Origin of the sequence: Luteitalea sp. (assembly GCF_022842525.1) — a bacterium.
In the GTDB taxonomy this organism is placed as follows: Bacteria; Acidobacteriota; Vicinamibacteria; order Vicinamibacterales; family Vicinamibacteraceae; genus Luteitalea.
Map to the genome: position 1 here is coordinate 22350 of NZ_JALHPM010000059.1, position 11052 is coordinate 33401.

Sequence of the window (11052 nt, forward strand, 5' to 3'; positions counted from 1 at the left end):
GAACCGCTCGAAAGCCGAGATGGACGCACGTATTGCGCACGCGGCGCCATATACGACGTGTATATGGCATACTGGCTTCGGGAGGCGCCCGACATGTCCCGAACCGCGAAGGTCTTCATGACCAACCGCAGCCAGGCGGTGCGTCTGCCGAAAGAATTCCAGTTCGCCACCGACGAGGTCCTCATCCGTAAGGTCGGCGACGACGTCATCCTCTCCCCTCGCCCGCATGACTGGAAGACGTACCTGGCCACTGCACCTGTGGCATCGGCGACCTTCATGGCCGACGTTGAGGACCTGCCCGTTCAGGAACGAGAGCTGTGATGCCCCGCTTCATGCTGGACACGGACACGTGCTCCTACATCATGAAGCGCTCGCATCCGCTGGTGCTGAAGCGGCTGCAGTCCTTCTCGGTCGACGACGTCTGCATGTCCGTGGTCACCAAGGCGGAATTGCTCTACGGCGTCGAGGTGTCGCCCCGCCGCGCGCATGACGCCGCCGCCCTGGCGGCGTTCCTCCCCTACGTCGAGGCGGTGGATCTCGACGAGGGCGCCGCACTCCACTACGCGGAGATCCGGGCGGACCTGAAGCGCCGGGGCGTCCTGATCGGCGCCAACGACCTGTTCATCGCCGCGCACGCCCGAGCTCTGGGACTCACGCTGGTCACGAACAACACGGCGGAGTTCGAGCGGGTGCGCGACTTGAAGCTCGAGAACTGGACGCTGCCGACGCGGCGTTCTCGCTGAACACTCTGTCGCAATCCCGCGCACGACTCGGCGAGTCAATGCGTCGTGGTCGGCACCACCTGCCCGAGCACCTCCGCGAGTCGGCGGCCGCTGAAGGGCTTCTCGAGCACGCCGGCGACGCCCAGCGCCGATGCGCGCTCCCGGTCGGCATCCGTGAGACGCCCGGAGCAGAGCACGAAGGCGACGTCAGGATGGAGCCTCCTGATGGCTTCCGCCAACTCCAAGCCGGTCATTGTCGGCATGGCTAGGTCACTCACCACTGCGGCGTACGGTTGCGATGCGTCGCCAAGAGCGTCGAGCGCCTCATGCGGCCCGTTCCGGCCATCGACGGCATAGCCCATCAAGGTGAGTTGGCGCGTCAGGATCTCGACGATCTCCGGTTCGTCGTCCACGACCAACACGCGGGCCGAGCCCGATCCGGGCGCGGCCGGGACCGGCGCCCCAACCGTTTGCGTGGCCGCGGGTAGCGATACATGGACGGCAGTGCCATGACCGGGCTGGCTAGAGATCTCAATGGTCCCGCCGTGGGACGTCACAATACCGTGGGCCATAGACAGGCCAAGGCCAGTGCCTGTGCCCACTGGCTTCGTCGTGAAGAACGGTTCGAACGCCCGCTCCATTGTCTGGCGGTTCATCCCCGTGCCCGTGTCCGTGACGGTGAGCTCCACCCGCCGAGTTCCGGGATCGTCTCCACTTCGCCGAGCCGACGCCCGGATGATGAGCTCGCCCCCGTGAGGCATCGCGTCGGCGGCGTTGCTTCCAAGACTGAGTAGAACCTGCTGCAGCTGGGCCGGATCGGCGACAATCGGCGGCAGTTGTTTTTCGATCTCGGTGCGGACGGCGATCATCGACGGCACGGCCGCACGCAGCAGCGTCGCGACGTCCGAGACGATCGGCGCGACTTGCACGAGTTCGCGGCGTTCATCGTGATCCTGGCTGAATGCCAAGATCCGCCGCACCAGCGAGGCGGCCCTGGCGGCGGCCCGACTGGCCGACGACAGATGTGACTGAACCGGATGTTCCGCCGGCAGTTCGCTCTGACTGAGCTCCACATTGCCGGACACGAGCGCGAGGACGTTGTTGAACTCGTGGGCGATGCCTCCCGCCAGAGTCCCGACCGCTTCGAGTTTCTGCGACTGGCGAAGCTGCGCCTCGAGCTGCTGCCGCTCAGACACGTCTCGGACGACCGCAAACGAGTGTCCTGGTGCGTGCGGCACGGCCGTGACCACGACTTCCACCGGGATGTCGCCGCGGTCTTGGGTGCGCAGAGCCGCCTCGAACCGCGCCTGACCGGCGCTGGCGAGCTGCGCCCGCCGTTCTGCTCGCACCTCGGGCGGAACACCCGGGGCCAAGTCCTGCACGGCCAGCGTCACGAGCTCGTCCCGCGAGCGGCCCGTCATGCGGCAGAATGCGTCATTAACCTGCGCGATCCGGCCCCCCCGCAGCATCACCATGCCGTCCATGGCGGCGGCAAAGACAGTGTCGTTGCGAGCGGTCGCGGCGGCGAGCTCCGCCGTGCGTTCCTGCACCTTGTGGTCAAGTGACGCCAGGGTGTGGCTGAGCGTTGCCGCCATCGTGCCCAGTTCGTTCCGGAGCAGCCGCACTTCCCGTGGCGCGGTGCGAGGCACGTCGGGCACCGGCGCATCGGGCGACCGGCCGATGGCCTGCGCCGTGTGCGCCAGTTCCTCGAGAGGACCCGCGATTCGGCGCGACACCCATCCTGCGAGCGGCGGGGCCACGAGCAGGCAGGCAATCAACCAGAGCGTGCAGGTCCAGTAGAACACGACGAGCGGCGCCTGCATGTCCCGCACCGACTGGCGCAAGTGCACCTGCCACCCGCTCTCGGCGATATCGCGCCGCACCGCGACATGCCGCGCACGGCTCCACGCGGCATCCTGATCGGCCGGATCGAAGAAGGGCGCCGCGTGCCCGCTCTGCGAGGTCCGTACCTGCGACAGGGACGTGCCGTCCTGGAGCAGCGCGACCCTGTCCGGCCCGCTCGAGGCAACCACCTGTCCCGCGGCGTCGATCACCATGAGTGATGCGCCTGCCGGCGGCGCGAATTGCTGGAGCCACGCGCCGAATTGGCCCAGGTCGAGCGACCCCTCAACAACGCCTGCGAACTGGCCTCGTGCATCGCGGTAGGGCGCGCTGATCGCGACGATTGGATCGGTGCCGAAGTTCCGCCCGCGAAAGCCGTTCGACGTGAATGGCTGGCCCGTGTGTGCGGGCTCCGAGAAGTAGGGGCGATCGCCGACCGACGCTCCACCGGGCAATGCAGACACTGCGCCTTCGTAGCGCCGCGACGCGGCAAGCACGTGCCCGTGCTCGTCGCTGACGAGCATCGTCAGGAACTGCGGGGCGCTGGTCTCGTGATGGAGGAGCAGAATGCGCGACAGTCCCTGCACAGGGACGGCATCCAGTGACAGATGCCCGGTCAGCAGGCGCACGTCGCCCTCAGCGGCCTTGATGTAGTCGGCGAGCCGAAGGGCCACGTTGTCGGCCGCCAAGGACATGGCCTGGATTCCCGCGCGCTCGAGGGCATCCGCGTAGAGGCGCCCCAGTCCCAGCACGAGCAATGCGAGGGAAGCCGCGACAGCCGGCACGAGCGCGCGTCTCACGAGGTCGCGCAGCGATTGGTCCGCCGCCTCGGGCGCAAGACCCAACCCGCGCCGTGCGCCAGGGACCATCAGCAGCCCCTTGGCGACGACTGCACTCAACACCGCGTTGACCGTTTGCTTCGCGGTCGCCGCGAGCGGCAGCGCCAGGACACCAGCAGCCACGAGGGCGTCGGCGGCGATCCAGAAGGGCGCCACCGCCAGAACTGCCATGACGCCCCGCCGGGCGAGCGCGCCGAAACACAGCGCCTCGGCCACGAACGTCAACGCCAAGGGAAGAGGGGCCGAACCACCCGTCGCCACAAGCGCGGCCAGAGCTCCCCATACAGGGCCGAGCGCCCAGCCTGCCAGGAGCCAGAACGGCTCGTCGAGCCGAAGCACGATGCCATCGCCGAGAGACGGCGAGACAAGCTGCAAAAGTCGGCCAATTCCGCCAAGGACGACGGCCGAAGCGAGGGGGCGCAGGGCGTGGACGGAGGGGCGCCGGTAGGTCTCGAGCATCGTTCGGGCGGCGACGTGCGCCCTGTTCACATGACTATCGGCTGAAGCTGCGTGAAGCTGTACCGTTGCGTCTGCAGTCCGCGGGCTGCACGAGAATGCACACCGTCAACCGAATCCCCGGAGACGCACACTACCGGCAGCTTCAGCGCCTCGCTCCGCGGTATTCGACCATCGCCTGGCCGCCAAGACCGGGCATCACGACATCGGTAACGACGAGGACAGCTCTGCTGTGAGTATGGCAGCCGCGCCCGAGTTAGCGCTTGACCCGCTGACGCAGGAGCACCACTATCCGCTGCGGCACGGCGCGCGCCGTGGCCGTCATCCTTGAGGCTGCACGCTTTGGGCGGTCATCGCTGCAACGGTGGCCGTTCCTTTTCCCGCGTCACAGCCCGGACTCGACGGCGTGATTCGCCTGCATCGGCCAGCTCGGCGAGCTCGGCGAGCTTTGCCGTCTCCGCGTCCAGGCGATAGATCGCCTCCGCGAGGCGCACCAGGGTCGTCTCTCGCAAGCCCCGAAGGCTGAGGCCAACCGACGGCCTACCCTCTGCGTCGAGGCGCCGCGTCAGTACCCTCCAGATGGCGGCGTTCCGCGTCGCAAGCGACGGCGGCAGCGCATGGGACGGGACCATCCCCAACGGTTCGGCGCACGCGCGCAGACGCGCGCGGAGCGCCCCGGGATGCAACGTCAAGGTTCGGACAGCGTCCCGCAGCTTCTCGCTCGCGTAGATCCAGAGGAGACGACGCTCGAGAGTCACGGTCTCGTCTCGCCGTCGACGACGTGCCACTCGATGAAGCCACCGGCCGTCTCACGGGCGGCGCACGATGAGCCCGCGCGCTTCCAACACCAAGCAGATGGCGTGCGTGGGAAAGACCGGGTCAGGCCGGCTACAGAACGGCCCAGACGCGCGGCGAATCGCCGCGAGCGTGCGAGCCATTTCGTCGGCATCGATCGGAGGGGCTTCCATGGCGACGGCTCGATCTTACCTCGACCGTTCGCGGAAGTTCTGCCGAGTGCGCCTCAAAACGATCGTCGGCGCGCTTCTCCCGAGGCGGCACCGCGGTCTCGGCGTGCAGTACGCCCGCGATGCTGCGGCGTTCGGGCGGCGTTCCGCCGGGATTTTAATCCGGCGAGCAACGCAAATAACCCGAACATTGGTCAGTAGCCGTCAGCCAGAGCATCGACACGGAGACGGCAGACGTGTGCGGTCCACGGCTAGCGAATACCGGGCACCGGTTAGTGGACGCACACGCGGCGAGCAGCCGGTGGCCGTCCTCCTCGCCATTCGTGTCGCAGGAGACTCCATAGAACCTGGTCATGCCAGATTCCGTGGCGTTCGAACGAGTGCCGCAACACGGCTTCGCGCACCGCCCCAAGCTTCGCCAGCGCGCCATTGCCGCGGCCGTTCTTCGTCGACGCCCGCGCCTCGAGGCGCGCCACTCCCATGACGTGGAACGCGAAGTCCACCATGCGCTCGGCACCAGCCAGAAAGAGTCCCGAGCCCCAGTACGCGGCGCCGAGGATGAAGCCCCACTCCGCAACACCACCGTGCCCCTCGAGGAGGCGCACCTGGAAGAGACCGACGGCCGCGGTCTGTCCAGCGGGCACGACCGCGAAACAGGCATAGCGACCGGCCGCGCGCTCACGGTGGGTCCAGGCAATGAAGGCTCAAAGCCAGTGATACTCGCCGGCGGCGGTGAAATGAAGCGCGTGACGTCGTCCGGCGTCAAGTGGGCCACAAGCGACGGCGCATCGGACGCGACGAGTTCGCGCAGCGTGAACCCGAGGCCAGACAGCACGGGCAGCGACGCGCGCCAATCGACGCGCGAGACCGGATCCGGTGCCAGCGGCAGCACGGGCGCCTGGCTGACGTTTGCATGGTGGGGCATCAACTCCATGGCATGACTCCTCGATTGATGCGAAGGGCCGTCACTGCTGAACCGTCGTGAAGTGGCTCTGCAGCGTGCTGCTTGGCAGGACGATCGCCTCACCCCACACGATGTTCTCGCCCCACACGATGTTCTCGCCCCAGACGATGTTTTCGCCCCAGACGATGTTGTTGCCCCAGACGATATTCTCGCCCCAGACGATGTTTTCACCCCAGACGATGTTCTCGCCCCACACGATGTTCTCGCCCCAGACGATGTTGTTCGCCCAGGCAGCCGAGTTCTTGTAGATGGCTTCGCCCCAGACGATGTTCTCGCCCCAGACGATGTTCTCGCCCCACACGATGTTCTGGCCATCGACGATGGTCGTGGTCGTCACGCCCGAGACCAACCATTGCCCGTTGACGAGCGGGTTGATCGCCTGCGCCACGACGGCGGCGCCCGCCGGGTTCACCGACCCAGCACCTTGCGCCAGCACATGGTAGGGCGTGCCGGACGCTTCGGCCATCGGAAGTGCCGAATGCTGCAGCATGGCCTTCACCGCATTCGGTGTCGGCCTGACCCCGAAGGTGGCGCGCGTGCTTTCGACCATCAGCGCCACGGCACCACTCGTCACGGCGGCGGCCATGCTGGTGCCGCTCAGCCGCAGGTACGTGCGGCCGGCAATGGTCTGCCGCATCGTGGGCAGCATGGTGTAGAGCGTTTGCGTGGTGGTGGCGGCGGCGAGCAGCCGATGGCCCGGAGCGACCACGTCCGGTTTGGCGTAGCCGTCGAACCAGGTGGGCCCGCGGGAGCTGAAGTCGGCGACCAGATCGTCGCCGCGACTCGTGGTCTCGAAGGTCTTGACCGCACCCACCGTGATGGCCGACGGCGCGTTGCCGGGGGACGTGATCCCCGCGTAGCCGACCTGGCCGGTCAGGGGGTTCGTGCCCATGTTGCCAGCCGAGGTCACGACGACGATGCCGGCGCGGACAGCCGACTCGACGGCCTGTACCAGCGGGTCAGTGGCCGCCGGCTCGAAGATGGGGTGGCCGAGCGAGAGATTGATGATGTCGATGCCATAGGCGGCCCGATTGGCCACGGCCCACTGGATGGCGTTGATCACGTTGGACGTCGTGCCGACACCGTAGTCGTTGAGTACGCGGAGGCTCACGAACGACACGCCGGGCGCCATGCCACGCACTTCCACCTGATCGCCCCCGATGAGGTTGGCGACGTGCGTGCCGTGTCCATATCCGTCGAGGGGTGAGGCCGCCGGCGGGTTGGCGTTGCCGGTCGTAAAGTCGCGCGTCGTCTTGATGCGGGCCGTGCCGCCGCCATCCTGCAGCATGCCCGAGTCGATGACGGCCACGGTCACGCCCGTGCCCGTGCGGCTGCTGAAGGCGGCACTCGCCGGCTTCACCGAGACGGCGCCCATCGACCAGGCGCCCGTGCCCGAGCCCGACGTCGTCCAGCCCAGCGTGACCGTCGGCGCGCCCGGTGCGTAGGCCGCGGCGCCCCACGCTTCGCTACCGCCCGTGCCGGACTTGTGGCTCCATCGCGCGCCTTGGGCCGCAAGCGGTGCCTCAGTCGCGACGGCCCGGCTGCCCGCGGCGGCCAGCACAACGTCACCCGCGGCGGCCGGCACGACGAGGGCCTTCGTGGCGGCGGCACCGATGCCGGCAACGAACGCGCCGAGCGGCGCTGTCTGATGCACGCCCGTGAGACTGGTGGCACCGGCGGCGATAGATGCGGCGCCGCTCATCGTGACCACCACGTTGGCGGTTCCCACCGGCGGGGCGACGAGCCGCCAGACACTTACCGTCGCATCATTCGTCACCGTGCCGACGCGCGTCAGGGCGATACCGGCGTAGGTCACTGACGTGGCGTTTGGCTTGGCTTTCTCGTACGACGACACCTCGACGAGCAGCAGCCGGCTGTTGCCCGCCGCCACGGTGTGCGCCCAAGTCAGCGAGGCACCTTTCGCGACGGTCGCGGACGTGGAGGCTCCGACATCGACCGACGAGTCGAGGCCCAGGGTGCGACGGAGCGTGTACGTCGAGTTCTGCGGGGCGCCAGACAAGCCGGTCACACTCATCGGTGTCACCGGCGCGTCGGTGGAGATGGCGACGACGTCCTCCGACGCCTCCAGTTCGCGAAGCAGCGCCGCAGGCACGTCGGCAGTGAAGCTGTCGATCACACCGAAGTCGTGTCCCAGCGTCGCGCCGCGCGCCTTGAGTGTGCTGGCCAGCCGCCACTTGGTACCTGGTTTCACCGAAACGATGACGCGTTCGGTCGCACCGTCGCCTGCGCCCGCAAGCGTGGCCGCCAGGTGCGCATCGATCCGGCGGGGCGTCGCTCGTTTGGCCTTTGCGCCCAAGCCGTCACCGGCTCCAGCCACGAGGGTCACAACAAGCAGGGCCGAGAGGCTCCCGAGCGACCAGCGATGCGGCCGGACGTTGTCGGAGGGAGCAGGGATAGAAGATTGGGCCATGCCCACCGAGTCTGCAAAGTCGCTGCCGGTTGCGGGCGACGCGTTGCAACACACTCATCACACACGACTTAGGAGGCCAGGAACTCAGCGTCGGCAATCCAGCGAGAAACTTGAGGCGTGTGCCGTTCCGGATCAGGTTGGCGGGCCGTGCCCGGCTAGGTGGCGCGTCAGGAGGGCGGGAATTCGGCGCGATTCCGGGCTTGGTGCGTGGCCACCCTCGACGCGTGTCTCAGATCAACGCAGAGTCCCGAAGTGGCACACACCATCTGTGGCACCACCGAACGACAGATGCACGACAGTTCCGCTCAGCGTCGATACCGGTCGTGCAACAATCCGCCATTGCGCGGTGCAAGCACGGTGGTTGCTGCTTACACACGAGCAGTCGTGCGGGCCACCGCGCGACGGAATGCCAGCGCTGTCCCGCGCAGATTCATGCCGGAGCGGCGACCGGTGGCGCGTTCGCCTGCGTGGCAGGCGTGGAGAGCGACACGGGCACGTCGTTGATCGCCGTCACGGCGTCGACGACGCCGCGGCTCTACTACATCGGCACACACTGGTCGTCCGGCAGCACGTGCGCGCCGGTGACCGCCGTTGCTCCTTCGCGTCGCGTCGGCCTCGGCTGCGTGCGGCAGAAGATGGTGGTGCAGCGGTGCGAGCTGCAGGGCCGTGCCTACCCGCCCATCTCCGCCGCCGTACCGCCGCTGGCCAGCACTCTCTTACGGCGGCAGCCGAGATACTGGAGCTGAGCCGAAAGCGAATCCGCCGGAGTTTCGGCTCGCGGCGAGCCCGCGTCGCGGAAGACGCGCAGGGCACAATTGCGGCGCGTGCTTGATGGAGTGGTCACCGAACTTTCGAGTGGATCGCCGTCCGTGAGCCAAGTCTATCAATTGCTTCTGGGCGGCGGGCAACGAGGCAAGCCGCACGCGGCCAACGGTTTGCGCTCTTTCTACGGTCCATCCGCCGTGGTGGCAGCGCGTTTGCAGCGCTCGGCTAATGGGTGCGACGCATCACGCTACGCGCCGGTGAACTCTAATGACGGACGATCAATCGTGACTGCCTCGATTCGACCGCATGTGACCTGGCGAGCCTGGGCCCTGGCCTGCGTCGCCGTACTGCTGGCGGGCGCGACCGGATTCGCGCAGCCCTCAGTCTCGCACGGCAAGCTGGATCGCGCCGTGAACGCGGCTCGACAGGAATCGCGTGCGGTTGGGGTGATTCTGCGTGCGCTGCCCGGCCGCGAGCATGAGGTTCGCGCGGCCCTCAAGGCCCGCCATGTGAAGGTCACCGACGACCGGTCGCTGGTGGCCGAGTTGTCGCCAGACGATATCGATTTCGTCGCCGGTCTCGATGCAGTGGCCGGCGTGTCTGCGGACACGGTCGTGCGCGCCGCAGGCGCCGGAACCACCAAAACGGCCAAGAGCGCCACGACGAACTCGACGACGTCGACGGCGGCCCAGGCGTTCTTCGCCGACTACAGTGCGTCGACGGCGCAGTGGTATGCGCTCATGGGATCGCTCGGTATCCAGTTCAGCGGACGGACCGGCGCCGGCGTCGGGGTGGCGGTCGTGGACTCCGGCATCGACGGCACCGCCGCACAGTTCGAGGGCCGCATCTCGGCGTTCTACGACTTCACGACCCGGGCAGGCCGCAGCGGAAAGGCGTCGACGCCGATCGACGACTACGGACATGGCACCCACGTGGCCGGTCTCATCGGCGCCTCGTCGCTGACGTTTGGGGGCATCGCGCCTAAGGTGCATTTCGTGGGGATCAAAGTGCTCGACGCAACGGGCGCCGGCACGACGAGCAACCTCATCAAGGCCATCGAGTTCCTGACGACGAACAAGCGCGCGCTGAACATCCACGTCATCAATCTGTCGCTCGGACATCCGATTCTGGAGCCTGCGGGAACCGACCCGCTCGTGCAGGCGGTCGAGAACGCCGTGGCCGCCGGCCTCGTCGTTGTGGCGTCGGCCGGCAACTACGGACAGAACCCGTCGACCGGAGAATCGGGCTACGCCGGCATCACGTCGCCAGGTAACGCGCCCTCCGCAATCACCGCAGGCAGCCTTGACGTGCACGGCACCGCCGACCGTAGCGATGACACGGCGTCGCCGTTCAGTTCGCGTGGCCCCACGTGGTACGACGGCTTCGCCAAGCCCGACGTGCTCGCCCCGGGACACGGCCTGTACTCGACGAGCGCTGAAGGGTCGACTCTGGCGAGGACGAGCACCGTCTCGATATCGGGCGAGGCTGTGAAGCTGTACGGCACGAGCATGGCGGCCGCCACCACCACCGGTCTCGTGGCACTGCTGCTTGAGGCCAACCGCGTCGCGTTTCCGGCTGCCGGCCGGGATCTGCCGCCGAATGCGCTCAAGGCGATGCTGCAGTTCAGCGCGGTGGCGGTCAACGATCTGGACAAGAGCCGTGAACTCGATCTGCTCACGCAGGGCGCCGGTGGCCTGAACGGCGCGGGCGCGCTGTCGCTCGCGAGGAGCCTCGACCCGTCACGAGCCCTCGGGACGTGGTGGCTGACGATGCCCGTGATCGAATCGAGCACGCTCGGCGGGGTCACGTTGCCGTGGAGCCGCCGCATCATCTGGGGTCAGTCAGCGCTCTACGGCGACGCCATCTATACCAACGTGCCGGCGTGGCAGTCGAACATCGTGTGGGGGAACACGCTCGTGTGGGGCGAATCGCTCATCTGGGGCGACACCCTGAATCGGACCGGGTTTGTCGGAGGGCTCTTTCAGAGAGAGGATGGAGCCCATGGCCCGACCGAGCAAGTATCCCGTCGAGTTCCGCGAGCGCGCCGTACGCCTCGTGCACGAGCATG

General features: G+C 67.7%; 8 protein-coding genes. 4 read left to right on the forward strand and 4 right to left on the reverse strand.

What is annotated here, in order from left to right:
* The first annotated feature begins 117 nt into the window (after positions 1-117).
* Both vapB and Q0C41_RS13655 read left to right on the forward strand, forming a co-directional pair.
* Positions 118-321: an antitoxin gene (gene vapB / locus Q0C41_RS13650; RefSeq protein ID WP_291984337.1), complete on the forward strand. Its 204-nt coding sequence runs from the start codon at positions 118-120 to the stop codon at positions 319-321.
* Positions 321-743 carry a type II toxin-antitoxin system VapC family toxin gene (locus Q0C41_RS13655; protein WP_291984338.1) on the forward strand — a complete coding sequence of 141 codons (423 nt, stop codon included), beginning with the start codon at positions 321-323 and terminating at the stop codon, positions 741-743. Before vapB ends, Q0C41_RS13655 begins: the two co-directional genes overlap by 1 nt.
* A 35-nt stretch (positions 744-778) precedes the next feature.
* Here Q0C41_RS13655 and Q0C41_RS13660 read toward each other — a convergent pair whose 3' ends face one another.
* The 4 genes from Q0C41_RS13660 to Q0C41_RS13675 form a co-directional block, all read right to left on the reverse strand.
* The gene (locus Q0C41_RS13660) at positions 779-3862 is read right to left on the reverse strand and encodes an ATP-binding protein (protein WP_291984339.1); all 3084 of its coding nucleotides are present in this window, start codon (positions 3860-3862) and stop codon (positions 779-781) included.
* Positions 3863-4209: 347 nt separating this feature from the next.
* A complete protein-coding gene (locus tag Q0C41_RS13665) occupies positions 4210-4617 on the reverse strand; it encodes a hypothetical protein (protein WP_291984340.1) in 408 nt (135 codons plus the stop codon).
* Positions 4618-5096: 479 nt separating this feature from the next.
* Complete coding sequence (locus Q0C41_RS31425; RefSeq protein ID WP_367079214.1) at positions 5097-5468, reverse strand: GNAT family protein; 372 nt, start codon at positions 5466-5468, stop codon at positions 5097-5099.
* A gap of 321 nt (positions 5469-5789) precedes the next feature.
* On the reverse strand, positions 5790-8219 hold the full coding sequence (locus Q0C41_RS13675; RefSeq protein WP_291984342.1) for a S8 family serine peptidase: 2430 nt from the start codon (positions 8217-8219) through the stop codon (positions 5790-5792).
* A 476-nt stretch (positions 8220-8695) separates the two neighbouring features.
* On the opposite strand from Q0C41_RS13675, the gene Q0C41_RS13680 reads away from it, so the two are divergent.
* The gene (locus tag Q0C41_RS13680; protein WP_291984343.1) at positions 8696-8965 is read left to right on the forward strand and encodes a hypothetical protein; all 270 of its coding nucleotides are present in this window, start codon (positions 8696-8698) and stop codon (positions 8963-8965) included.
* 123 nt (positions 8966-9088) lie between these two features.
* A partial coding sequence (locus Q0C41_RS13685; RefSeq protein WP_291984344.1) for a S8 family serine peptidase occupies positions 9089-11052 on the forward strand: 1964 nt, incomplete at its 3' end.

What these genes read in the sequence shown, in the direction of transcription:
- vapB (WP_291984337.1), top strand. Translation starts at nt 118, where the DNA reads ATGACCAACCGCAGCCAGGCGGTGCGTCTGCCGAAAGAATTCCAGTTC.
- Q0C41_RS13655 (WP_291984338.1), top strand. Translation starts at nt 321, where the DNA reads ATGCCCCGCTTCATGCTGGACACGGACACGTGCTCCTACATCATGAAG.
- Q0C41_RS13660 (WP_291984339.1), bottom strand. Translation starts at nt 3,862, where the DNA reads ATGCTCGAGACCTACCGGCGCCCCTCCGTCCACGCCCTGCGCCCCCTC.
- Q0C41_RS13675 (WP_291984342.1), bottom strand. Translation starts at nt 8,219, where the DNA reads ATGGCCCAATCTTCTATCCCTGCTCCCTCCGACAACGTCCGGCCGCAT.